The organism is Streptomyces sp. NPDC045956 (assembly GCF_056430705.1).
The window spans coordinates 385,417-407,060 of record NZ_JBWKKZ010000002.1 but is presented as its reverse complement, the minus strand read 5'-3'; the positions used below and the strand labels follow the sequence as shown (position 1 = coordinate 407,060).

24 protein-coding genes are annotated in these 21,644 nt (G+C 74.1%); 10 read left to right on the top strand and 14 right to left on the bottom strand.

Going from position 1 to position 21,644, the window contains the following annotated elements:
- The first annotated feature begins 183 nt into the window (after positions 1-183).
- Both AC07FV_RS07545 and AC07FV_RS07540 read left to right on the top strand, forming a co-directional pair.
- Positions 184-1,101, top strand: coding sequence for a MurR/RpiR family transcriptional regulator (locus AC07FV_RS07545; RefSeq protein WP_383638326.1), 918 nt, complete (start codon positions 184-186; stop codon positions 1,099-1,101).
- Positions 1,102-1,434: 333 nt separating this feature from the next.
- Complete coding sequence (locus AC07FV_RS07540; RefSeq protein ID WP_479085390.1) at positions 1,435-1,818, top strand: hypothetical protein; 384 nt, start codon at positions 1,435-1,437, stop codon at positions 1,816-1,818.
- A gap of 77 nt (positions 1,819-1,895) precedes the next feature.
- On the opposite strand, the gene AC07FV_RS07535 is transcribed toward AC07FV_RS07540, so the two are convergent.
- Positions 1,896-2,393 carry a flavin reductase family protein gene (locus AC07FV_RS07535; protein ID WP_479085389.1) on the bottom strand — a complete coding sequence of 166 codons (498 nt, stop codon included), beginning with the start codon at positions 2,391-2,393 and terminating at the stop codon, positions 1,896-1,898.
- 1 nt (position 2,394) lies between these two features.
- Complete coding sequence (locus tag AC07FV_RS07530; protein WP_479085387.1) at positions 2,395-3,255, bottom strand: ATP-grasp domain-containing protein; 861 nt, start codon at positions 3,253-3,255, stop codon at positions 2,395-2,397.
- A 130-nt stretch (positions 3,256-3,385) separates the two neighbouring features.
- Here AC07FV_RS07530 and AC07FV_RS07525 point away from each other — a divergent pair, with 130 nt between their 5' ends.
- Positions 3,386-4,132, top strand: a complete 747-nt coding sequence (locus tag AC07FV_RS07525) for a TetR family transcriptional regulator (protein ID WP_479085385.1) — start codon at positions 3,386-3,388, stop codon at positions 4,130-4,132.
- A gap of 150 nt (positions 4,133-4,282) precedes the next feature.
- Positions 4,283-4,696: a Zn-ribbon domain-containing OB-fold protein gene (locus tag AC07FV_RS07520; protein ID WP_366767137.1), complete on the top strand. Its 414-nt coding sequence runs from the start codon at positions 4,283-4,285 to the stop codon at positions 4,694-4,696.
- A gap of 7 nt (positions 4,697-4,703) precedes the next feature.
- Here AC07FV_RS07520 and AC07FV_RS07515 read toward each other — a convergent pair whose 3' ends face one another.
- Positions 4,704-5,090, bottom strand: coding sequence for a PPOX class F420-dependent oxidoreductase (locus tag AC07FV_RS07515; protein ID WP_479085384.1), 387 nt, complete (start codon positions 5,088-5,090; stop codon positions 4,704-4,706).
- An 11-nt stretch (positions 5,091-5,101) separates the two neighbouring features.
- A complete protein-coding gene (locus tag AC07FV_RS07510; RefSeq protein ID WP_479085382.1) occupies positions 5,102-6,325 on the bottom strand; it encodes a MalY/PatB family protein in 1,224 nt (407 codons plus the stop codon).
- A gap of 163 nt (positions 6,326-6,488) precedes the next feature.
- Between AC07FV_RS07510 and AC07FV_RS07505 the strand changes: the two genes are divergently transcribed.
- Complete coding sequence (locus AC07FV_RS07505) at positions 6,489-7,850, top strand: S1 family peptidase (protein WP_479085381.1); 1,362 nt, start codon at positions 6,489-6,491, stop codon at positions 7,848-7,850.
- A gap of 150 nt (positions 7,851-8,000) precedes the next feature.
- On the opposite strand, the gene AC07FV_RS07500 is transcribed toward AC07FV_RS07505, so the two are convergent.
- From AC07FV_RS07500 to AC07FV_RS07490, 3 genes are all read right to left on the bottom strand, one after another.
- Positions 8,001-8,186, bottom strand: a complete 186-nt coding sequence (locus AC07FV_RS07500) for a hypothetical protein (protein WP_053140922.1) — start codon at positions 8,184-8,186, stop codon at positions 8,001-8,003.
- Positions 8,187-8,453: 267 nt separating this feature from the next.
- A complete protein-coding gene (locus tag AC07FV_RS07495; RefSeq protein ID WP_479085380.1) occupies positions 8,454-9,149 on the bottom strand; it encodes a L,D-transpeptidase family protein in 696 nt (231 codons plus the stop codon).
- Positions 9,150-9,315: 166 nt separating this feature from the next.
- Positions 9,316-10,116, bottom strand: a complete 801-nt coding sequence (locus tag AC07FV_RS07490; protein ID WP_479085378.1) for an SDR family NAD(P)-dependent oxidoreductase — start codon at positions 10,114-10,116, stop codon at positions 9,316-9,318.
- A gap of 45 nt (positions 10,117-10,161) precedes the next feature.
- Here AC07FV_RS07490 and AC07FV_RS07485 point away from each other — a divergent pair, with 45 nt between their 5' ends.
- Positions 10,162-10,701 (top strand): hypothetical protein, encoded by a 540-nt coding sequence (locus tag AC07FV_RS07485; RefSeq protein ID WP_479085377.1) that lies wholly within the window; start codon positions 10,162-10,164, stop codon positions 10,699-10,701.
- Here the strand turns inward: AC07FV_RS07485 and AC07FV_RS07480 are convergent.
- The 4 genes from AC07FV_RS07480 to AC07FV_RS07465 form a co-directional block, all read right to left on the bottom strand.
- On the bottom strand, positions 10,685-11,599 hold the full coding sequence (locus tag AC07FV_RS07480) for an SDR family oxidoreductase (RefSeq protein WP_479085376.1): 915 nt from the start codon (positions 11,597-11,599) through the stop codon (positions 10,685-10,687). The two genes, AC07FV_RS07485 and AC07FV_RS07480, sit on opposite strands and share 17 nt — an antisense overlap.
- A 153-nt stretch (positions 11,600-11,752) precedes the next feature.
- Positions 11,753-12,382: an MBL fold metallo-hydrolase gene (locus AC07FV_RS07475; protein WP_479085374.1), complete on the bottom strand. Its 630-nt coding sequence runs from the start codon at positions 12,380-12,382 to the stop codon at positions 11,753-11,755.
- Positions 12,382-13,470 carry an S-(hydroxymethyl)mycothiol dehydrogenase gene (locus AC07FV_RS07470; protein ID WP_479085372.1) on the bottom strand — a complete coding sequence of 363 codons (1,089 nt, stop codon included), beginning with the start codon at positions 13,468-13,470 and terminating at the stop codon, positions 12,382-12,384. The genes AC07FV_RS07475 and AC07FV_RS07470 overlap by 1 nt, the downstream gene beginning before the upstream one ends.
- Positions 13,471-13,654: 184 nt before the next feature.
- Complete coding sequence (locus AC07FV_RS07465) at positions 13,655-13,939, bottom strand: hypothetical protein (RefSeq protein ID WP_479085371.1); 285 nt, start codon at positions 13,937-13,939, stop codon at positions 13,655-13,657.
- A gap of 172 nt (positions 13,940-14,111) precedes the next feature.
- Here AC07FV_RS07465 and AC07FV_RS07460 point away from each other — a divergent pair, with 172 nt between their 5' ends.
- Complete coding sequence (locus AC07FV_RS07460; RefSeq protein ID WP_384697202.1) at positions 14,112-14,477, top strand: nuclear transport factor 2 family protein; 366 nt, start codon at positions 14,112-14,114, stop codon at positions 14,475-14,477.
- A 14-nt stretch (positions 14,478-14,491) separates the two neighbouring features.
- On the opposite strand, the gene AC07FV_RS07455 is transcribed toward AC07FV_RS07460, so the two are convergent.
- Positions 14,492-14,992: a metallophosphoesterase family protein gene (locus tag AC07FV_RS07455; RefSeq protein WP_479085370.1), complete on the bottom strand. Its 501-nt coding sequence runs from the start codon at positions 14,990-14,992 to the stop codon at positions 14,492-14,494.
- A gap of 109 nt (positions 14,993-15,101) precedes the next feature.
- Here AC07FV_RS07455 and AC07FV_RS07450 point away from each other — a divergent pair, with 109 nt between their 5' ends.
- Positions 15,102-15,614: a MarR family winged helix-turn-helix transcriptional regulator gene (locus AC07FV_RS07450; protein ID WP_479085369.1), complete on the top strand. Its 513-nt coding sequence runs from the start codon at positions 15,102-15,104 to the stop codon at positions 15,612-15,614.
- Positions 15,615-15,627: 13 nt separating this feature from the next.
- Entirely contained in the window at positions 15,628-16,212 is a 585-nt protein-coding gene (locus tag AC07FV_RS07445; protein ID WP_479085368.1) for a hydrolase, read from the top strand.
- 140 nt (positions 16,213-16,352) lie between these two features.
- Here AC07FV_RS07445 and AC07FV_RS07440 read toward each other — a convergent pair whose 3' ends face one another.
- Together AC07FV_RS07440 and AC07FV_RS07435 are read right to left on the bottom strand one after the other, a co-directional pair.
- Positions 16,353-16,532 carry a hypothetical protein gene (locus AC07FV_RS07440; protein WP_479085367.1) on the bottom strand — a complete coding sequence of 60 codons (180 nt, stop codon included), beginning with the start codon at positions 16,530-16,532 and terminating at the stop codon, positions 16,353-16,355.
- Between the two features lie 47 nt (positions 16,533-16,579).
- A complete protein-coding gene (locus tag AC07FV_RS07435; RefSeq protein ID WP_479085365.1) occupies positions 16,580-19,129 on the bottom strand; it encodes a SpoIIE family protein phosphatase in 2,550 nt (849 codons plus the stop codon).
- 200 nt (positions 19,130-19,329) lie between these two features.
- Between AC07FV_RS07435 and AC07FV_RS07430 the strand changes: the two genes are divergently transcribed.
- Complete coding sequence (locus AC07FV_RS07430) at positions 19,330-21,480, top strand: SpoIIE family protein phosphatase (protein WP_479085364.1); 2,151 nt, start codon at positions 19,330-19,332, stop codon at positions 21,478-21,480.
- Positions 21,481-21,644: the final 164 nt, after the last annotated feature.

Here is a 21,644-nt window from a genome sequence, read left to right as displayed (position 1 = left end):
TTGCTACTGTTGCTGGGTGCGGGTTCCTCGGGGAGTATGGTCCCCCCCCCCCTTGTGCGAGTGCTTTCCCTGGTCCCCCCCCCCCCCCCCCCCCGCGCCCGGCGCAGCGGCCTGTGACGCCACCCTGCCGGACACGGGGAGTGAGCTATGTTGACCTCCGTGGGAGACAAAGGAGGCGCACCCGTGCCATCGCCGCAGCAGACACGCGCGCAGGCATCGGCGATCACCTCGGGACGGGCGGCACCCGAGGCGGAGGTCTCCGCCACGTCCCGGCTCAGGACGCTGTTCGACCGGCCCCGCCTCTCCCCGGGACAGCGGCGCATCGCGCAGTACCTGATCGAGCACCTCCCCGAGGCGGCGTTCCTGTCGATCACCGACCTCGCCGACCGGGTGGGCGTGAGCCAGCCGTCGGTGACGCGGTTCGCCTCGGCGGTCGGCTTCAGCGGCTACCCGGCGCTGCGGGAGCGGCTCCAGTCGATCGCGCTGGGCAGCCGCGGCGGTGCCCCGGCCGAGGAGAACCGGGGCAACGAACTCCAGGCGGCCGTCGACGCCGAGATCGAGAACCTGGAGAACCTGCGGCGCGACTTCGCCGACGCCGACCGGGTGATCGACCTCGGCCGCAAGCTGGCCGCCTCGGCGCCCCTGACCGTCCTCGGTCTGCGGATCTCCGTCTCGCTCGCCGAGTACTTCGCCTACGCCGCCCGCCGCGTCCACCCCGACGTGCGGCTGGTGACGCGGGGCGGCAGCGTCGCCTACGACGCCCTGCTCCAGTCCCGGGAAGCCGGCGGCACCTGGGTGCTGGCCTTCTCCATGCCCCGGCACGCCCACGAGACGCTGGGCGCCGTCCGGGTGGCCCGCGGCGCCGGGCTCAAGGTGGCACTGATCACCGACCTGGCGCTCGGCCCGCTGGTGGACGAGGCCGACGTGACCTTCGCGACCGGTACGGGGTCGCGCCTGGTCTTCGACTCCTACGCGGCGCCGGGGGTGATGTGCGCGGCCCTGCTCCAGGCCATGACGGACGCCGATCCCGAGCGCACACAGGCCCGCCTGGAGGAGTACGAGCAGGTCGCCGAACAGCACCAGTTCTTCTTCCGGGACTGAGCCGGCCGCTTCCTTCACGGGATTCACGGGATCCGCACGGTGATCGGCCGGCACGGACGGGACCTTCCGGGTCACAGCAGGCATGAATGTTTTCATACGTCTTGCAAAGCGGATGGCATATATAAATACTGCTCACGGATCGCGACCCGGCCGCCCCGGAGCGCGTCCGCACCTGCGTGAACACCCCAGGCCGCCGACTCCTACCCGCTCCGGCGCACTCAGGGTGTTCCGTCGGGCATCGCCTGCGCGAGCGCCCGTGGCGGTCCCGGTCGTCCCCTGGACCGGGACCGCCCCAACCCGTCGCCCCACCCGTCGACGCCGCACACGGAAGCGATGATCATGACCCTGACGACCACGCGCCTGAGTCCGGACTGGCCCTGCCAGGTGAAGACCCCCGGCAGCTACGACTGGGAGCGCTCGGCGGCCAAGTGGCTGCGTGAGCTGGTGCCGGCCCGCTACGCCGGCTACCCGGCGCTGATCCGCCACCCGGTGCTGCTCGCCCGCCACGCGCAGATCCAGGTCCAGCACGAGGTGCGGGTGGCCCGCACGGCGTTGCAGACGGCCCGGGCGGACCTGCCGCGGCTCGGTCTGCCCGAGTCGGTCATCGAGCACACCATCAAGCTCTACGCGGCGGAGGTCCTTCAGTTGCAGCACATCGCGCGCAGCGTGCGGGCCGTCACCGACGCCCTGGTGGAGCGGGGTACCACCGGGCGCTGACCCGACGGCACCCCGGCGGCGGCCGCGGACGTTCCGCGGCGCTCGGACCTCACCCTTCGGTCCACAGCCCTCAGCCCTCAGCCCTCTCGGTCCACGGGATGCCCCGGCCGGATGGTGCGGGTGTCCGCGAGGCGGAGCGGCGGCGCGTCGGACGCCTCCCGGCCGCCCCACTCGACCGGGTCGAGGACGAAACCGACGTGGTCGCCTCCGGGGACCCGCTCGACGACGCGGCCCACGAACCGCGCCTCGGCGTCCTCCAGCACGACCGCGCCACCGTGTCCCCGGCGCCAGCCGACCCGCTGGAACTTGTCGACGCGGTCACCGGTCCGCCCGCCGAACAGCTCGGCCGTGGCACGCCGGTCGCGGGCCAGCAGGTGGACGGCCAGGACGTCGGCGGACCGGGCCACGCGGAAGGTGTGGTTCACCTCGGAGAGCCACACGACGAAGCGCACGGGATCGAGGGAGCACTGCGACGAGAAGCCGACCAGACAGCCCGCCCGCTCCCCGTCCGCCTCGGCCGTCACCACGCACATCTCCGGGTCGAGCCGGGTGAGGAACGCGTCCATGGCGGCCATGCTAGGTCCTGTCGGCCGGGGCGGTTCCGGTGGCGAGCAGGCGCCGCAGGGCGGCCCGCAGCGCGGTGACGAACGCGTCGCGGCCCGCCTCGTCGAGGGCGTCCAGCGACAGGTAGGGGTTCAGGTCCTCCAGCTCGACCAGGAGCAGCTCGCCGCCGGGGGCCCTGCAGGCGTCGACGCGCTGGATGCCGTGATCCATGCCGTTCCACTCGATGAAGCGCCGCGCGAAGGCCAGGTCCCGCTCGGACGCGTCGTACGGCTCCAGCTGCCAGCGCCGGTCGGGGCGCGGGGCGTAGAGGGCGTACTGGAAGTCGTGGTCGACGAAGTAGAAGGAGATCTCGTGGGCGAAGTCGATGCGCGGCTGGACGAGGAGGTCCCCGGCCCCGGCGCGCACCACCTCCCGGACGCGGTCCGCGGCCACGATCCGCAGCCCCACCGAGTCCGCGCCGAGCCGGGGCTTGACCACGTACTCGTCGGCCGGGGGCAGCAGGTGGAGGTCCTCGGACCCGCCGACGGTCGGGATCACCGGGTGGCCCGCGGCGGTGAGGTCGATCAGGTACTGCTTCCCTGCCATGTCCGCCCGGCCGGTGAGCTGGTTGTAGACACGGGTGCCGCGCTCGGCCGCCCGTCGGCGGAAGGCGTCGTACGCCTCCTGGTGGCCCAGCACCGGACCGCTGTTGCGGACGACGACGGCGTCGAAGGCGTCCAGCAGCGCCGCCGCCTCCCCCGGGTGGCACAGGGCCAGATCGAAGTCCTCGCGCAGCCGCGAGGTCAGGAAGATGTCCTCGTCGCAGTAGCGCCGTCCGCGGGCCTCGTAGGCGAGGTCGGTGACGTACAGGAGGCGGGGGCGGGCGGACGGCATGCGGAACTCCTCGAGGGCTGACCGGAAATGATCGTATGCGACCGGTGCCGTCGGGCGAGGGCAGCACTCAGTTCCCCCCGATGGCTGCACTGAGTGCCATACACGTCGGTGAGCTGCTACTTTCCCCTCCATGAGTTCCAGCAGCGCGGCGCCCCGCCGCGGGGACCGGGCGGACGCGGCGGGCACCCGGCCGCCGATGCGGGAGGCGTTGGTCGCGGCGGCCTTCCGGCTGTTCCTGGAGCGGGGCTACGAACAGACGACCGTCGACGACATCGTCGCGCTCGCCGGTGTCGGACGGCGGTCGTTCTTCCGCTACTTCCCTTCCAAGGAGGACGTGGTCTTCCCCGACCACGAGAGGTGCCTGGCGGACATGACGGCCTTCCTGGCCGACTCCCCGGGCGAGGCCGACCCGGTGCGGCGGGTCTGCGACGCGGCCCGGCTCGTGCTGCGCATGTACGCCGAGAACCCGGCCTTCTCGGTGCAGCGTTACCACCTCACCAAGAAGGTGCCCGGGCTGCGCGCCTACGAGCTCTCGGTGGTCTGGCGCTACGAGCGCGCCCTCGCGGAGTACCTGCGCGGGCGCCTGGGCGGGCTGCCCGACGGCACCCTGCGGGCCGACGTGATCGCGGCCGCGGTGGTCGCGGCGCACAACAACGCCCTTCGTTCCTGGCTGCGTTCACAGGGCCGGGACGACGCGGGCGCCGCGGTGGACCACGCGCTGCGGTACGCGCAGTCCACCTTCGGCGAGGTGCCCGCCGCGCCCCCGGCCGGGCCGGCGGACGACGTGGTGGTCGTCGTGGCACGGCGCGGGACGCCGCTGTGGCAGCTGGTGCGGGAGGTCGAGACCGCGTTCGCCCCCGAAGGACGGGACGGCTGACGACCTCGACAATTGAGGGTACGGAGTGCCTTTACGCCTGGCACTGAGTGCCATACCCTGTGGGCGTGCACGGCGGCACGGCGACCGCGCACACGCGTGCCCGGTCGACCGCGCACGCGGGATTCCGGCCCGAGTGCAGGGAGTTGCAGCGTGTACCACCACTCAGGAAACGTCGCCCAGCAGGCAGCCGGCTCCGCGACGGGCCTGCTCGACCCCGAGGCGCCGGGCACCGAGGCCATCGTCTTCCAGCGCTGCACCTGGTGCGGCACGACCATGTACCACCGGGTGCTGTGCCCGGTCTGCCGCGGCAGCGAGCTGCGGACGGAGCGGAGCGAGGGCGCGGGGACGGTGCGGCACGCCACGGTCGTGCACCGCAACACCCCGGCCGCGCGCAACGTCTCCCTGATCGAGATGGCCGAGGGCTTCGTGCTGCGCGGCCGCGTCATGGGCCCGCTCATCGGCATCCACAGCGGCGACCGGGTGCGGTTGTCCACGGCCAAGGACCCGGTGCGGGGCGAACCCGTCTTCCAGCTGGTCGACGAGCCGTACCGCGCCTGGACCTGAGGACCGGTCAGGGCGTCGGGACGATCCGGATGCCGACGGTGCCGTCCAGACCCCGGCGCAGCCGGCTGCCGAGCAGGGTGAGCCGGCCGAGGACGCCGTACTTGCGGGCGATCAGCCGGCGGTAGCGGCCGGTGGCGGCCGGGTCGCAGATCTCCGCCGTCCCCGGGACCTGTTCGCCGGTGGCCCTGCCGCGCACGTCGCACGGGCCGATCAGGACGTCCGCGCGGTTGCGGACCCGCTTGACCTTCCAGGAGTCGGCCGCCGTCCACACGCCCAGCGCGTCCCCGTCGCGCACGACCCACACCGGGGTGGCGACCGGGGTGCCGTTCTTCCGGTAGGTGGTGACCAGCAGGTACTTGCCGGCGCCGAGCCGGTCCAGGGAAGCGTCGTCCATGATCCGGCAGTCTAGGCGCCGGCCCCCGGTACGCGGCGGGTTCCGGCCCCCTCGTCCTGGTCGAGGGCGGCCGCCATCCTCCGTACCGCCTCCGTGAGCACCTCCGGCGAGGCCGCGAGGTTCAGGCGCACGTGCCCCGCACCGCCGGCGCCGAAGGGGACGCCGGAGCTGAGGGCCACCCGGCCGCGGCCGAGGAAGACCTCCGCAGGGTCGTCGCCGAGGCCGAGCGCGCGGCAGTCGAGCCAGGCGAGGAAGGTCGCCTCGCCGGCGCGGTGGACCACGCCGGGGAGGTGCTCGGCCAGCAGGCCGGTGAGCAGCCGCCGGTTCTCGTCCAGCCCGGCCAGCACCGCGTCCAGCCAGTCGGTGCCGTCGCGCAGGGCCGCGGTGTGGGCGAGGATGCCGACGTGGCTCGGCCCGTGACCGACCTCCTCCGGCATCCGGGCCAGGTCGGCGGCGGCACCGGGCCCGGCCAGGGCGAGCGCCGCCTTGAGCCCGGCCAGGTTCCAGCCCTTGGACGCCGACATCAGCGCGAGGCCCCGCTCGGCGCCGGGCACGCTCAGGTACGGCACGAAACGCGCGCCGGCGGTGACGAGGGGCGCGTGGATCTCGTCGGCGACGACCCGCACGCCGTACCGCTCCGCGAGGGCGGCGACGGCGGCCAGTTCGTCGGCGGTGTGCACGGTGCCGGTCGGATTGTGCGGGCTGCACAGCAGGTGGGCGGCGCGCCCGCCGTCGGCCACGGCCCGCCGGTACGCCTCTTCCAGCACGTCGAGGTCGATCCGCAGGTCCGCGCCGAGCGGTGCTTCGACGACCCGCCGGTCCATGTGCTCCACGAACTGGTAGAACGGCGGGTACACCGGCGGGTTCACGATCACCGGATCGCCGGGCCCGGTGACCAGCCGGAGCATCTCGACGACGCCCAGCATCACGTCCGGCACGATCGCGGTGCGTTCCACGGCGAGGCCGTCCCAGCCCCACCGCTCGCCCGCGAAGGCGGCCAGGGCCTCGGCGTAGGCCGTGCCGGCGGGGTAGCCGGTGTCACCGAGCCGCACGGCCTCGGTGACGGCGCGCACGACGGGGTCGGCCAGCGGCACGTCCATCTCGGCCACCCACAGCGGCAGCACGTCCGGGGGGTAGGTGCGCCATTTCATGCTCGTACGGCGGCGCAGCTGGTCGAGGGTGAGCGCGCGCAGGGGGTTCGGGCCGGCGGGCGGAGGCTGCGGGATGCTGGTCATGGGGCTCAACATAGGGGGCCGCGGGGGATCACGCGCCCCCGGCCGGACGAGAGCGCGGGGCCGGTGAACACCGGCGCGCCCGGCCGCGTATGGGAGGAGGGCGCTCGACGTCCGGAGGCCCCCGCGGCGGTGACGCCGCGTGGTCGGGTTCGGGAGCGCATGCATGAGGCACGCACGACGTCGCATCGTCCGGCGAGTGGCACGGCTGGCGGCCGTCGGAGGACTCCTGCTCGGGGGGACGATGGTCACCCGGGCCGTCGCGAGTGAACCGCCCGGCCCGTCCGCCGTGCCGCAGACGACGGTCCGGGCGGCGTCCGGCACGGGCGCCGGGCTCGTGTCACGGCTGGGCGCCTCCCGGACGGCGGGCCACTGGCTCGACGCCGAGGGCCGGCCGGTCGTCGCCGTCACCGACGGGAGCACGGCCGAGGAGGTACGGCGGGCCGGCGCCGAGCCGGAGGTGGTGCGGCACAGCATGTCCGAGCTGACGTCGGCGGCCGCCACGCTGCGGGCGGCCCCGCGGGTGCCCGGGACGGCCTGGGCGTTCGACTACCGGGCGAACGAGGTGGTGGTACGGGGGGACAGCACGGTCTCCGCCGCCGACTGGTCGCGCCTGACGGGCGTGGCCGAGGGCATCGGGGACTTCGTCCGCATGGAGCGCTCCGCGGGGGAGTTCACCACGCGCCTGAACGGCGCCGAGCCCATCCGTTCCACGGCGGGGCGCTGCTCGGCGGGGTTCAACGTGACCGACGGGCGGAGCGAGTTCATCCTCACCGCCGGGCACTGCGGGCCGACGGGGTCCGTCTGGTTCGGTGACGGCGGCGGTGGCCGTCAGGTCGGCAGGACGGTCGCCGGGAGCTTCCCCGGGGACGACTTCTCCCTGGTGGAGTACGCGAACGGCAAGGCGGGCGACGGCGCCGACGTGGTGGCGGTCGGCGGCGGGAAGGGCGTACGCATCACGGGCCTGGGTGAACCGGCCGTGGGGCAGCGCGTCTTCCGCAGCGGCAGCACCAGCGGGCTGCGCGACGGCCGGGTGACCGCGCTCGACGCGACGGTCAACTACCCGGAGGGCACGGTGACCGGCCTCATCCAGACCGACGTGTGCGCCGAACCCGGGGACAGCGGGGGGCCGATGTTCTCCGAGGGCCTCGCGCTCGGGGTGACGTCGGGCGGCAGCGGCGACTGCGACAACGGGGGAACGACCTTCTTCCAGCCGCTGCCGGGCGCCATGGCGTCGCTCGGCGTCCGGCTGCTCGTCTCGCCGCGGGAGGGGTCGGCGCCGGGGGCCGCGCCCTCGTCACCGGCCGCCACCGGCAACGGCGGGGGCGCCGCGGCACCGGGAGTCGCGGCGCCCGTGACGGGTGTCGACGGCTCGACCCTGCTCTCCCGGCTCACCGACCGCCGGAACGTCGGTCCGGGGCTGCTCGTCGTGGCGGGCAGCGTGGTCGCCCTGGTGGCCACCCGGTGGATCCGCGCGGAACAGGACCGCAAGTCCTACCGGCGGCACTACTCGGCGACGTGGGGGTGACCCGCCGGGCGACCGCGACCGCGGGGCGCCGCCACGGACCGGGCGCCCCGCGGCAGGTGCGCGAGGCGGGCGTCGTCCGTGGTCATGAGGAGGGCCCCCGTGGGGGCCCTGGGCCGGCGTTCCGATGCGCCGAGGAGTGTCGGGCGCCGGTCAGGCGGCCCGCACCGGGTCCGGGGCCGCGGCAGCCCACTCCAGGACGAGCCGCTGGTACTCCGCGCGCTGCTCGACGCTCAGTGTCCCGCCCGACCGGAGCCACAGGGCCCGGATCTCCTCGTTGACCTCGGCAGCCGATCGCTCGGAGGAAGGTTCAACAGTGGTGGACATGCTGTGAAGCATACGGCTCCGGGCGTGAAGACGATGTGAGTAATCGCGACCCAAACGGACATTAGGGACCGTGTCGCTGATCACGTCGATCACCTCATCTGTCAAGACCTGTCGACGAGTTCGTTACCGGAGACTGTGTCCCACCACACACGGCGCTCTTCTTCACATCCGCACCGCTCCCCGCACGCGTGCCGCCTGCACGGGAAGCGGGTGATCCGCGTCACCGGGGCGCCCGGGATCCCGCCGCGACACGGCGGCGCGGGCCGGGCGCCCCGTCCGTCAGGTGCCCGGCTTGCGGCCGTACACGAAGACGTCGTCGCCCTTCTTCAGCAGCGACCAGTACTTCTTGGCGTCGGTCTTCGTCATGTTGACGCAGCCGTGGGACCCCGGCGGGTTCCACATGCTGACGCCGGCCGAGTGGAAGGCCTGGCCCCCGTCGAAGAACTGGCTGTAGGGCATCGGCACGTCGTAGATGGTCGAGTGGTGGTCGATGTTGCGCCAGTAGACCTTCTTGAGCCCCGTGCGGGTCTCGTGGCCGTTGCGCCCGGTGCGGACCGGCACCGGCCCGTACACGAGCTTCTTGCCGTCCTGGACCCAGCTCAGCTGGAGGGTGAGGTCCACACAGGCGATGCGGCCCTTGTTCACCGGGCACTTGCCCGACTTGTTGGGGGTCTTGCCGACCGCCTTCTGCTTCTGCATCAGGTCCATCACGCCCCAGGTGACGGGACCCGCGTAGCCGATGTTCGGCGTGATGCCGTGCTTGGTCTGGAAGGCGCGGATCGCCTTGCAGTCGGCGGTGGACTGCTTGCCGTCGACCGGACGGCCGAGGAACTTCTCCACCTTCTTCTGGTACGGGCCGGTCTGCGTGGTGCAGCTCGCCGCCTGGGCCGGCGCGGCGCCCAGGACGAGTGTGAGCGGCGCCACCAGCGCGGTGACCCCGAGTGCGACGGCACCCCGTCTGCGTATGTCCCCCATGGCGGTCAGCCTTTCGCGTCGAAGCGTCGGAAGTGGGCGGAAGGTCGCCCGTGGTGCGATTCCCGACTGCTAGACCGCCATCCGGCCCTCTCGGTTGCCCACCACGGCCACGTCGCGACGAAACGGTGACAAAGACGACCGGGCGCGGGGGCGCGGCGGGCTCGTTTCAGTCCGTGTCGTGCCACTCCCGGACCGCCTGCCGGAACCCGGTGTTGACGGCGGTCAGACCGCCGTCGACGACCAGCGTGGTGCCGGTGACCCAGGCCGCGTCGCGCGAGGCGAGGAAGGCGACGGCCGCGGCGATGTCCTCGGGTTCGCCGACCCGGCCCAGCGGGTACAGCCGGCGGACCGCCGCCAGGTCCTCGTCCCGGCCCTCCCAGGCCGTGGTGCGCACGGTGCCCGGCGTCACGAGGTTGACGCGGACGCCGCGCGGTGCGGCGTGCCCGGCGAGGGTGCGGGTCAGCGAGGCGAGACCGGCCTTGGCCGCGCTGTAGGCGTGGTTGCCGAAGTCCTGGACGCCGTTGACCGAGCCGATGCTCACGATCGCGCCGCGCCCCGAGGCCGCCAGGTGCGGGAGCGCCGCCCGGCAGCAGCGGTAGGCGCCGGTGAGGGTGATGTCGAGGTCGCGGGCCCAGGCCTCGTCCGGTCCGTCCTCGAAGAGCGGGGCGTCGGGCGTGCACGCGTAGGCGTTGTTGACCAGCACGTCCAGGGTGCCGAAGGTGGCCACGGCGTGGGCCACGGCCGCCTCGACGGACGCCCGGTCACCGACGTCGCAGGCGAACGCCTCCGCGGTGTAACCCTGTTCCGCCAGCTCCCCCGCCGTCCGCCGCGCCGCGTCCGGGTCGACGTCGGTCAGCAGCACCCGGGCCCCCTCGGCGGCGAGCCGGCGTGCGGTGGCCGCGCCGATCCCGCGGGCCGCGCCCGTGACGAGTACCCCGTGGTCCGTGAAACGCCGTGTCTCCGTCATGGGCCCGACCGTACTGCCGCGCCGGTCGGGCAGTACGGTGCGTCCATGTCCGCGTTCCTCCAGCAACTCCCGGCTCTCCTCGGCGTCGTCGTCGGCGCGCTCGGTTCGTACCTCGCCGTGGTCCGCAGCGACGGGGCCCGGTTCCGCCGGGAGACCGCGGCACGCTGGGAGGAGCGGCGGCTCGCCGTCTACGCCGACTACGCGCGGACGCTGAAGACGTCCGTCACGCTGACGTACCGGGTCGCCGCCCACTTCGGCAACGACCCCCACCCGCACCCCCTGTCTCCGCAGGAGGCCGCGCCGGCGCAGGCCGAGGCCACGATCGCCCGGGACCCCGCCGGCGAGGCGCTGCTCCTGCTGGGCAGTGCGGAGGTGGTGGAGAAGGCGCGGGCCTGGGTCGTGACGGTGCTGGAGATGGAGCGCTTCCTGCGCGAGGAGACGCACGACCCGGGCGCCTGGCAGACGCTGCTGGAGCGGCAGCGCGCCGGACGCGAGGGGTACTACACGGCCGTGCGCCAGGATCTGGCCCTGCCGCCGGGTCATCCGGCCCGGTGGCCGCTGCCGCCCGTCAGCGGTAACCGGTGACGTCGGCCGGCTTGTCGGCGTCCTGGACCTCGACGAGATAGCGCCAGGCGTCCGGACGGCTGCCGTCGAGGTCGGTGAACCCGTACTCCTGGGCGAGAGCGCCGCTGGAGAGGGACCGGGCGTTGTGGCGCGCCACGTCCGGGTCGGCGGCGAGGGCCGTGACGGCACGGCCGACGTACCGGGGCGTCTCGGAGATGGCGAAGTGCGGGACACGGTCGAGGGCGTCGCGCCAGTTGTCCTCGCGCACGCCGAAGTGGTCGAGCATCATCTCCGAGCGCAGCCAGCCGGGGGTCAGCGCGACGGCCGTGGCACCGCGTGGTCCGAGTTCGTGGCCGAGGGCGAAGGCCATGCGCAGGACGGACGTCTTGGCGAGGTCGTAGAAGAAGGAGACACGGTAGTGGTCGCGGTTGTAGTCGTCGGTGCCGTCGGTGACCTCGACGACCAGCCCGCCGGGGTGGCGCAGCAGCAGCGGCAGCGCGTGGTGGCTGGTGACGGCGTGGGTCTCCACCGCCAGCCGCAGGAGTCTGAGCCCGTCGTCGAGATCGTGCTCCCAGACGGGGCTGTCCCACGCGAAGAGGTTCTCGCCGCCCCAGATGTCGTTGACCAGGATGTCGAGGCGGTTCTGCTCGCGGGCGATGCGGTCGACGAGCACGGCGACCTGCGTGGGATCGAGGTGGTCGGTGGGCACGGCGATGCCGTGCCCACCGGCCTCGGTGACCAGGTCGGCGGTGTCCTCGATGGTCTCGGGGCGGTCGTACTCCGAGCGCCGGGCGCGGGTGCTGCGGCCGGTGACGTAGACGGTGGCGCCGGCCGCGCCCAGTTCGACGGCGATGCCGCGTCCGGCGCCCCGGGTCGCCCCGGCGACGAGTGCGATCTTGCCTTCCAGTGACCGTGACATGTCCGGCCTCCCGTTTCTCCTCGTTCACGTGCCCGCATGAGCGGTCTCGTGATCGAGAGTGCCGTGGAAACCGGACAACTTCTGTCACCTTTTACGCGTGTCCCGTGCTTACCGCGGACCGCTCGCCGGGCTCCCCCGTCCCCATGGGGTGGATCAGTGCCCGCGGGCGATCCACTCCTCCAGGTGCGGTGCCTCGGCGCCCACGCTGGTCGGGTCGCCGTGGCCGGTGAGGACCTTGGTCGCGGGCGGGAGCACGAGCAGCCGGTCGCGGATCGAGTCGATGATGGTCGGGAAGTCGGAGTACGAGCGTCCGGTGGCGCCGGGGCCGCCCTGGAAGAGGGTGTCGCCGGTGAACACGGCGCCCAGGCCCGGGTCGTACAGGCAGACCGCGCCGGGAGCGTGCCCGGGGGTGTGCAGGACGGTGAGGTCGGCACCGGCGGCCTCGATGACCTGCTCGTCGGAGAGCCAGGCGTCGGGGTCCCGGTCGGGGTGGGTCTGCCGCCACAGCGGCAGGTCGTCCCGGTGCAGCCAGACGGTGGCGCCGGTGCGCTCGGCCAGGGCGGGCGCGGCGTTGACGTGGTCGTTGTGGGCGTGGGTGCACACGATGGCGGTGAGCCGCCGGTCCCCGACGGCCTCCGCGATGGCGTCGGCGTCGTGGGCGGCGTCGATGACGATCACCTCGTGGTCGTCGCCGACGAGCCAGACGTTGTTGTCCACGTCCCAGGTCCCGCCGTCGAGGCGGAACTGTCCGGAGGTGACGAGGCGTTCGATGCGGGCAACCATCACAGCACCACCACCGAACGCAGCACGTCACCGGCGTGCATCCGCTCGAAGGCCTGCTCCACCTCGTCGAGCCGGATCGTCTCGGTGACGAACTTGTCCAGGTCCAGGCGGCCCTGGAGATGGAGGTCGACGAGCATCGGGAAGTCCCGTGAGGGCAGGCAGTCCCCGTACCAGGACGACTTCAGCGACCCGCCCCGTCCGAAGACGTCGAGCAGGGGCAGTTCCAGCTTCATCTCGGGGGTGGGTACGCCGACCAGGACGACGGTGCCGGCCAGGTCGCGGGCGTAGAAGGCCTGCCGGTAGGTCTCCGGGCGGCCGACCGCCTCGATGACGACGTCGGCGCCGAAGCCGCCGGTCAGTTCGCGGATCGCCTCGACGGGGTCGGTCTCGCGCGAGTTGACGGTGTGGGTGGCGCCCATGCCCCGGGCGGTCTCCAGCTTGCGGTCGTCGATGTCCACGGCGATGACCTTCGCGGCCCCGGCCAGGTGGGAACCGGCGATCGCCGCGTCGCCGACGCCGCCGCAGCCGATGACGGCGACCGTGTCGCCACGGCCGACGTTCCCGGTGTTGATGGCGGCGCCGATGCCGGCCATCACCCCGCAGCCCAGCAGGCCGGCCACCTGTGCCGGGACGCCCGGGTCGACCTTGGTGCACTGCCCGGCGGCGACCAGCGTCTTCTCGGCGAAGGCGCCGATGCCGAGGGCCGGGGAGAGTTCCTGGCCGGTCGAGGCGAGGGTCATCTTCTGCCCGGCGTTGTGGGTGTCGAAGCAGTACCAGGGCCGACCGCGCAGACAGGCCCGGCATTTCCCGCACACGGCACGCCAGTTGAGGATGACGAAGTCGCCGGGGGCCACGTCGGTGACGCCCGCGCCGACCGACTCCACGACGCCCGCCGCCTCGTGTCCGAGCAGGAAGGGGAACTCGTCGCTGATGCCGCCCTGTTTGTAGTGCAGGTCGGTGTGGCACACCCCGCAGGCCTGGATACTGACCACGGCCTCGCCCGGGCCGGGGTCGGGCACGACGATCGTCTCGATCCGCACCGGTTCGTCCTTGCCCGGTGCGATCACGCCGCGTACTTCCTGCGCCATGGTCTGTGAACCCCTTCTTCGGCCGTTCCACGTTCCCTCCGACCCTACGCGCAACCGGTCGGCGAGGGGCGCCGCCGGGGCGTGGGCACGTCGGTGCCGAGGCAGCCGGCACGCGCCCGCCGTCGCACACGTGCGAGGGCCGCCCGTTGCCGGGCGGCCCTCGACGGCGGATGCGGTCCGGTCGTCAGCCCAGGGCGGGGACGACGCCGAAGACCGGGGAGACCAGGCCGGTGACCTGCTGGAGCTGGTTGAGGTCCTGGAGCCGGTGCAGCTGCTGGGAGGGCCGCGGCAGCTCGGCCCGGTCCTCGGCGGGCACGTCGCTCACCGCGAGCGAGTCCAGCGTCTTCAGCACGCTGAGTTTGCCGGCGCCCGGCGCGCCCCCGTCGGCCGCGCTCGCCATGGGCGCGGCGAGGCCGGTCACACCGGCGGCGAGCCCGACAGCGGCGACGATACGTCGTGTTGAGATCATGCCCGGTGCAACGCGGGCGGGCGGGCGGCGGACACGGGCGGGTGGTCCCGCTCACCCGTCAGGACCAGTGGCCCGGCCGCGTTGCCGCGGGAGCCCGGACGGAGGAGGCTCGAAGGAGGGGGCTCGGCGGCCCGTCCCTCCGCGGGCGGGCCGGACTGCGGAGGAGGACGTCATGGGTACCCACGCACGCTCCGGTTTCGACGTCGAAGCCCTGCGCCGGGGCATCGAGGGAGACACGGCGGCCCCCTTGGTGTCGCTCTACGCGAGGGACGCCGAGGTGCGCGTCGTCGACCGGTACGACCAGCCCAGCCGCCCCAAGGTGCTGCGCGGCCGGGACGAGATCGCCGAGATGCTCGACGACGTCTACACCCGCGACATGACGCACCGACTGGCGCGGTGCGTCGTCCAGGGCGACCAGGTCGCCTTCACCGAGGAGTGCACGTACCCGGACGGCGTGCGGGTGCTCGCGGAGTCGATGCTGTCGCTGCGGGACGGCGAGATCGTGGAGCAGACCACCATCCAGGCCTGGGACGAGTAGCCGGGGGCCGGGGCCTACCGTCTCGGCAGCCGGTGCAGTTCGACGTCCCGGAGCCTGCCGCCGGTGACCCCGGCCGTCATGTAGGTGCAGTACGGCTGCCGTCGCCGGTCGGTCGGCGACCCCGGGTTGAGCAGGCGCAGACCGGTTCCGGCGGTGGTGTCCCAGGGGATGTGGCTGTGCCCGAAGACCAGGACGTCGAGGTCCGGGAAGCGGGCGGCGCAGCGTGCCTCGCGGCCCTGGGCGGCGCCGGTCTCGTGGACGACGCCGAGACGCAGGCCCCCGAGTTCGGCCCGGGCCACCTCGGGCAGCCGGGACCGCAGGTCCGGGCCGTCGTTGTTGCCGTACACGCCGACGAGTCGACTGCTGCGGCTCTCCAGCAGGTCGAGGGTCTCGGTGTCGACCCAGTCCCCCGCGTGCACGACGACGTCGGCGCGCGGGATCTCCGCCAGCAGCCTCTCGGGCAGCTCCTTGGCCCGCTTCGGCAGGTGGGTGTCGGACATGAGCAGCAGGCGCACGCCTCCAGCCTACGGGCGGCCGGATGCCGGTGGCCTCCGCGGGCGATGGCCAGGCAGAACTGCACAGCCCGAACTGGACAGTCTTACCTGTCGGTTTTAGGATGGGGGCATGGACGCGCATGCCGCCGGAGGCGGTCCCGGGCCCGGTGCCGCCGGTACCGGGGAGGACGTCTCCGACACCGCCGCCCGTGCCGCGCACGAACTGCGCGTGGTCTTCAGCAGGCTGCGGCGCCGCATCCGGGAGGTCGCCCGGGACGAGGACCTCACGCCTCCCCAGGTGTCGGCGCTCACCCTGGTCGGCAAGCACGGCGCGGCGACCGCCAGTGCGCTGGCGTCCGCCGAGGGGGTGCGCCCGCAGTCGATGGCGGCCACGCTGGTCGCCCTGGACCGGCACGGTCTGATCCGCCGCAGCCCCGATCCCGCGGACGGCCGCCGGCAGCTGGTCACCCTCACCGAGGCCGGCCGCGCCCGCATGGAAGGCGACCGGCAGGTACGTGAGGAGTGGCTGGCCCGGGCCTTCCAGGACCGGTGCACCGCGGAGGAACGGGACACGGTCCTGCGAGCGCTCGCCCTGCTGGACCGGCTCACCCGGCCGGATCCCGGCGCTTCTCGATCCACCTGAAAGGCACCACCTCATGGCAGTCACCTCCCTCGACCCCCGCACCGCCCTCGTCGTGATCGACCTCCAGGCCGGCATCGTCGCCGCGCCCACCGCCCCGTACGGCAGTGCCGAGGTCGTGGCCCGCAGCGCCCGGCTGGCCGAGGCGTTCCGCGCCCGGGACCTGCCCGTGGTCCTGGTACGGGTCTCCTTCGCCGCCGACGGGGCGGACGCCGTGCCCGGCCGTACGGAGGCCGGTGGGGCGGGCGGCCCCCGGCCCGAGGGCTGGGACGTCGTCGTCGACGAACTCGCCGGTCACCCCGGCGACCTCACCGTCACCAAGCGCAACTGGGGCGCCTTCCACGGCACCGGGCTCGACGTCCGGCTGCGCCGCCGCGGCGTCACCCAGATCGTGCTCACCGGCATCGCCACCAGCATCGGTGTGGAGTCGACCGCCCGCGCCGCGCACGAACACGGCTACCACGTCACCCTCGCCACCGACGCCATGAGCGACATGGACGCCGAAGCGCACCGGAACAGCGTCGAGCGGATCTTCCCGCGCCTCGGCGAGACCGGCACCACGGACGAGATCCTGGAGCTGCTGGCCAAGACGCACCACTGATCCGCGGTGGGCCGCCCGCGTCGCTCGGTGGCCCTCAGTCGCGTGCGTTGCGTCGCGGTGGGCCGTGAACGGCCCGGACGCGCACCGCGCCGGCCTGCCGGCCGGCGCGCCGGGCGGATGCTACCGCCCCCGGGGCGGAGTCAGTCCTCGCCCCTGACGATGTTCGACTCCTGTCCCGGCCGCGGTGCGCGAGTCGAGCCGTCGTCCTCGACGGCCGGTATCCAGGTGCGTACCGCGCCCCGGCCTCTGAGGCGCCGGGCCGCCGACCACCCCGTCTCCAGACGGCGGACAACGGGTTTGTCGCCGGTTTCGGTGGTCATGGGTGCATCATCTTCCTTCTGTGTCCGGTCTGCGTCCAGGAGGACCGTCACCCTGCGGGTCCCCGGGTGTGCCCCGGGGAAACACCGGTCTCAGGTGCCCCTGGGGGCGCCCCCTCGGCGGGAGCCCGGCGCACGGGGATCTCGCTCCACACCTGCTTGCCCCCGCTGACCGGCAGCGTCCCCCAGGTCGCCGACATCGCCTCGACGAGGAGGATGCCCCGCCCCCCGGTGGCCTCCCAGCCGATGCTGGTCGGTTTGGCGGGCGTACGGGGCGAGGCGTCGGCGACCGCGACGCGCAGCCTGCCGTTGATCAGGGTCAGATCGAGACGGACCTGGCCGTCGGTGTGCACGAGGGCGTTGGTGACGAGTTCGGAGACGACGAGGAGCACGCCGTCGATGTCGTCGTCCGGCACGCCCCAGGAGCGCAGGACGCGCCGGGTGAAGCGGCGGGCGTGCCGCACCGCCTCGGGCAGCCGCCACACCGACCAGCTCTCCCGCAGGGGGCGCACCGCCATGCCGTCGTAGCGCACCAGCAGCAGGGCGACGTCGTCGCTGCGGCGGGCGTTGCCGAGCAGGGCGTCGGCGACCAGCCCGAGGTGGACGGGATCGGAACCGGCCAGGGCGTGCGCGAAACGGTCCATGCCCTCGTCGATGTCGGCGTCGGCGGACTCCACGAGACCGTCCGTGGTGAGGGCGATCAGCGTGCCGGGCCGCAGCCGCAGCGGGCTCATCGGGAAGTCGGCCTGGGTCACCACGCCCAGCGGCGGGCCGCCCTCCGTCTCCGCGATCTCCGTCGTGCCGTCGGAGTGGCGCAGCACCGGCGGGGGGTGTCCGGCCCGGACGCACCAGGCCGAGCCCTCCTCCATGTCGAGGTCGACGTAGACGCAGGTGGCGAAGAGGTCGGTCTCCATGTCCATGAGCAGCCGGTTGGCGTGGGAGACCACCACGTCCGGCGGGTGGCCCTCGACGGCGTAGGCGCGCAGGGCGGTCCGCATCTGGCCCATGAGGGTGGCCGCGGCGGCGCTGTGCCCCTGGACGTCGCCGATGACGAGGGCGACGTGGTGGTCGGGCAGCGGGATCACGTCGTACCAGTCGCCGCCCAGCTCCAGTCCGGCCGTGCTGGGCAGGTAGCGGGCGACGGCGACCGCGCCGGGCAGCTTCGGCAGGCGGCGCGGCAGCAGCTGGCGCTGGAGCATGCCGACCAGTTCGTGCTCGGCGTCGAAGGCGTGGGCGCGCATCAGGGCCTGCCCGGCGAGGCCGGCGGACGCGGTGAGCAGGGCGCGTTCGTCGGGGCCGAAGTCGTGCGGGGTGTCCCAGCCGATCAGACAGGCGCCGGCCATCCGGCCGCCGGCGGGCAGCGGCAGTACGGCCAGGCCCCCGGGGCCGACGTCGGCGAGGGCCGGCTCCAGCTCGCCGGTGCCTGCGGGCCAGATCCGGGCGCGGCCCTCGCGCAGCGCGGCGGCGAGGGTGGGCATGGCCCGTACCGGCGCGTCGGGCCACTCGGTGCGCCATTCCAGCCGCCACAGCTCGGGCCAGGACTCGGGCTCGGGCGGGTCGAGGACGGTGACGACGAGCCGGTCGTTCTCCAGCTCGGCCAGCGCGATCCGGTCGGCGCGCAGCGGTCTGCGCAGCGCGGCGACCACGGCCTGGCTGACGTCGCGGACGGTGCCCGCGGTGGCCAGCGCGGCGGCCAGCCGCTGGACCCGGGCCACGTCGGTCACGTCGGGGCGCAGGGTGGAGGCGTCGACGACGGTACCGGCGAGACGGGCCGGGCGGCCCTCTCCCTGGGGCAGCAGGCGTCCGCTGAGCCTCAGCCATCTCGGCGGGCCGGTGGGCCGGAGCACCCGGAACTCCAGCTCGCGTTCGCCGATGGACAGGTGGTCGGCCTCCGTCACCGACATCAGCGAGGGCAGGTCCTCGGGCACGGTCAGGGCGAGCAGCGTCTCGACCTTGCCGTCGAACTCGCCGGGCGCGAGGCCGAACAGGCGCAGGATGTCGTCGCCGACCTCGACCCGGCCGGTGTCCATGGCGAGGGTGAAGGCCCCGGGCCGCAGCTCCCCGCCCTCGGGGGCCGCGGCCGGGGCGGGGCAGGGGACGGCGCCGGCGACCAGTTCCAGGCAGGCCCGGTCCTCGGCGTCGAAACCGTCCGGGCGTTCGGTCAGGGCGAGCAGGCAGCCGCCGTCGTTCCCGTGCACGGGAAGGGCGGCGAGGGAGAAGCCGCTCGACGGCACGTGGCGCGACTCGGCCGATCCGGCGAACTCCTCGGGGCCGAGCCACACGGGTGTGCCGCCGCGGTGGGCGTCCGCGACCGGGGAGCCCCCGGCCGCGGGGTAGCCGTCGCGTACGCCGTACAGGGTCCGGGGCACGCCGGCCGACTCGGCCAGGCACAGCAGCTCGCGGTTGCCGCCGGGCGTGTAGAGGGCGGCGAAGGAGGCACCGGCGAAGACCAGTGCCTGTTCCAGGACGCGGCGCAGCCGCTCGCCGCTGTCCGGGCCGGAGGCGATCGCCCTCAGGGCACCCTCGGCACGCAGCCTCCTCGATCCGCGTTCCCCAGCGCCCTCACCGACCACGCCGCCATTACAGCGCTTGTGGGACATCGGCGCAGCCCCTGTGCGCGGGAAACCGGAGGATCGGGGCACGGAGGGGCCTTCCGGGCGCCCCGCGGGACGCGAGGGAGGGCGGGCACCGGGGTCGGCCGCACGCGCCGGGACGTGCCGGGGCCGTGCTCGCCGTGCGCGGCGGGCCCGCGGGGAGGAGATTTGAATCCGGGGGTTGCCGTGCCCGGGCGTGCGAGGAGGTGGTCGGCGTGGCCGACGATCAGCCCTCCGCCGCGGCGCCCGGCGCCGAGAGCGCGCCGGGCGGCCATCCGGTGCTGTCCCTCGCGCTGGCCTCGATGATGGAGGCCGTCCACGCGCACTCCGGCGCGGTCTACCTGCTCGGCGCCGATCCGCCGGTGCTGGAGATGGCGGTCATGGCGGGCCTGCCGAGGGCCTTCGCGGCGCCCTGGGAACGGGTGACGCTGCACGCGCCGGTGCCCGTGGCGGACGCGGTGCGTGAGCGGCGGACGGTCTGGGTCGGCGACGAGGAGGAGATGGCGCGGCGCTACCCCCGGGTCGCGGTGGTCCTGCCCTATCCGTTCGCCATGATCGCGCTGCCCGTCGCGACCGAGTCCGCGGCGTACGGTGCGGTGTTCCTGACCTGGCCCGGCGCCCGTCCCACGGAGCTGTCCGAGCAGGAGCGCCGGCAGCTGACCGCGGCCTGCGAGCGGCTCGCGGTGCGGCTGGAGCGGGCGGCCGCGGCGAGCGTGCCCGTGCACCCGGAGCCCGATCTGCTGGCCGCCCCGGTGGTCGGCGGCGCGCCCGGCACGCTGGGTTCGCTGGAGGCCGTGCGGATGGTGGGGCGGCTGCCGTACGGGTTGTGCTCCCTGGACCTGCACGGCCGGGTGGGGTTCGCCAACCCGGCCGCCGCCGACCTCATGGGCGTACCGGTCGGGCAGTTGATCGGCACCCAGCTGTGGACGTCGGTGCCGTGGCTCAACGACCCGGTGTACGAGGACCGGTACCGGGCCGCGCTGCTCAGTCAGCACACCACCTCCTTCGTCGCGCTGCGTCCGCCCGGCGACTGGCTCTCGTTCCGCCTCTATCCGACCCGGACCGGACTCAGCGTGCGGATCAGCCGGGCCCGGGGGGTGTCGCGGCCGGGGCCGGCCGGGGCGGTGCCGGAGGGGGCCGCCCCGCCCCGGCTCGTGACGATCTCCCAGGTGGTCAGCCTCACCGGCGCGCTGTCCGAGGCGGTGGGGGTGCGGGACGTGGTGCAGTTGATCGCCGACGAGATCGCGCCGACCGTGGGCAGCCAGGGCCTGGTCGTCCTCGGCTCGCGGGCCGGGCGGCTGCACGTCCTCGGGCACCGCGGCTATCCGGACCCGCACGCCGCGGAACGCTTCGACGGGACCCCGCTCACCGAGGCGATCCCGGGGGCGCAGGTCCTGCGGACGGGGGTGCCCGCGTTCTTCGAGTCCTGGGAGCAGCTGGAGCGTCTGTACCCGGCGCGACGGGGCACCCACGACGGGTTCGCGGCCTGGGCGTTCCTGCCGCTGATCGCCTCCGGTCGGCCGGTGGGCACCTGTGTCCTCGCCTACGCGCGACCGCACTCCTTCACCACGGAGGAGCGGGCGATCCTGACCAGCCTGGCCGGGCTGGTCGCGCAGGCCCTGGACCGCGCCCTGGTCTACGACGCCAAGTACCGCCTGGCGCACGGGTTGCAGGACGCCCTGCTGCCGCACTCGCTGCCCGCCCTGCCCGGTGTCGAGGCCGCGGCCCGCTATCTGCCGGCCACCCGGGGCATGGACATCGGCGGCGACTTCTACGACCTGGTGCCGGCCGGGGGCAGGCCGGTGGCGGTGATCGGGGACGTCCAGGGGCACAACGTGACGGCGGCCGGGCTGATGGGCCAGGTGCGTACCGCGGTCCGCGCGTACACGGCCGTCGGCCAGGCACCCGAGGAGGTCGTGAGCAGCACCAACCGGCTGCTGATCGACCTGGGCACCGAGCTGTTCGCCAGCTGTCTGTACCTGCGGCTCGACGCGGCCCGCGGCCGGGCGACGCTGGCCCGCGCGGGACATCCGCCGCCGCTGCTGCGCCGTCCGGACGGGCGGGTGGAGGTGCTGGACGTCGCCGGCGGGCCCCTGCTCGGCATCGACCCCTCGGCCGCGTATCCGTGCACGGAGATCGACCTGGCGCCCGGCTCCCTGCTGGTCCTGTACACGGACGGCCTGGTGGAGTCCCCCGGCACGGATTTCGAGGACGCCCTGGCCGACCTGGGGCACCGCCTGGCGGGCGCCGGCGGCCTGCCGCTGGACGCGCTCGCCGACCACCTGGTGCGCGATGTGGCCGGAGCGGAGGAACGCCTCGACGACATCGCCCTGATGCTGCTCCGGGCGCGGGGCTGAGGCGGGGGCGCATGGAGGGCCGTCGGGGGTGCGGGTCTCGGCCGGGACGGGACGGGGGTGCTTCCGGCGGCGGGCGGCGGTCCGCCCCTCCCGCCGGAGGAGCGGACCGCCCACCACCGGCCGGCCCTCGAGGAGCCGGCCGGGGCGGGTGAATCGCCCCACGT

Excerpts from the sequence above, each read along its gene's own strand:
- AC07FV_RS07490 (WP_479085378.1), bottom strand. The coding sequence starts at position 10,116 with ATGACGGAGACACGGCGTTTCACGGACCACGGGGTACTCGTCACGGGC.
- AC07FV_RS07515 (WP_479085384.1), bottom strand. The coding sequence starts at position 5,090 with ATGGACGACGCTTCCCTGGACCGGCTCGGCGCCGGCAAGTACCTGCTG.
- AC07FV_RS07460 (WP_384697202.1), top strand. The coding sequence starts at position 14,112 with ATGGGTACCCACGCACGCTCCGGTTTCGACGTCGAAGCCCTGCGCCGG.
- AC07FV_RS07475 (WP_479085374.1), bottom strand. The coding sequence starts at position 12,382 with ATGGTTGCCCGCATCGAACGCCTCGTCACCTCCGGACAGTTCCGCCTC.
- AC07FV_RS07470 (WP_479085372.1), bottom strand. The coding sequence starts at position 13,470 with ATGGCGCAGGAAGTACGCGGCGTGATCGCACCGGGCAAGGACGAACCG.
- AC07FV_RS07505 (WP_479085381.1), top strand. The coding sequence starts at position 6,489 with ATGAGGCACGCACGACGTCGCATCGTCCGGCGAGTGGCACGGCTGGCG.
- AC07FV_RS07440 (WP_479085367.1), bottom strand. The coding sequence starts at position 16,532 with ATGACCACCGAAACCGGCGACAAACCCGTTGTCCGCCGTCTGGAGACG.
- AC07FV_RS07485 (WP_479085377.1), top strand. The coding sequence starts at position 10,162 with ATGTCCGCGTTCCTCCAGCAACTCCCGGCTCTCCTCGGCGTCGTCGTC.
- AC07FV_RS07480 (WP_479085376.1), bottom strand. The coding sequence starts at position 11,599 with ATGTCACGGTCACTGGAAGGCAAGATCGCACTCGTCGCCGGGGCGACC.
- AC07FV_RS07510 (WP_479085382.1), bottom strand. The coding sequence starts at position 6,325 with ATGACCAGCATCCCGCAGCCTCCGCCCGCCGGCCCGAACCCCCTGCGC.
- AC07FV_RS07435 (WP_479085365.1), bottom strand. The coding sequence starts at position 19,129 with ATGTCCCACAAGCGCTGTAATGGCGGCGTGGTCGGTGAGGGCGCTGGG.
- AC07FV_RS07535 (WP_479085389.1), bottom strand. The coding sequence starts at position 2,393 with ATGGCCGCCATGGACGCGTTCCTCACCCGGCTCGACCCGGAGATGTGC.
- AC07FV_RS07525 (WP_479085385.1), top strand. The coding sequence starts at position 3,386 with ATGAGTTCCAGCAGCGCGGCGCCCCGCCGCGGGGACCGGGCGGACGCG.
- AC07FV_RS07465 (WP_479085371.1), bottom strand. The coding sequence starts at position 13,939 with ATGATCTCAACACGACGTATCGTCGCCGCTGTCGGGCTCGCCGCCGGT.
- AC07FV_RS07445 (WP_479085368.1), top strand. The coding sequence starts at position 15,628 with ATGGCAGTCACCTCCCTCGACCCCCGCACCGCCCTCGTCGTGATCGAC.
- AC07FV_RS07500 (WP_053140922.1), bottom strand. The coding sequence starts at position 8,186 with ATGCTTCACAGCATGTCCACCACTGTTGAACCTTCCTCCGAGCGATCG.
- AC07FV_RS07530 (WP_479085387.1), bottom strand. The coding sequence starts at position 3,255 with ATGCCGTCCGCCCGCCCCCGCCTCCTGTACGTCACCGACCTCGCCTAC.
- AC07FV_RS07450 (WP_479085369.1), top strand. The coding sequence starts at position 15,102 with ATGGACGCGCATGCCGCCGGAGGCGGTCCCGGGCCCGGTGCCGCCGGT.
- AC07FV_RS07540 (WP_479085390.1), top strand. The coding sequence starts at position 1,435 with ATGATCATGACCCTGACGACCACGCGCCTGAGTCCGGACTGGCCCTGC.
- AC07FV_RS07495 (WP_479085380.1), bottom strand. The coding sequence starts at position 9,149 with ATGGGGGACATACGCAGACGGGGTGCCGTCGCACTCGGGGTCACCGCG.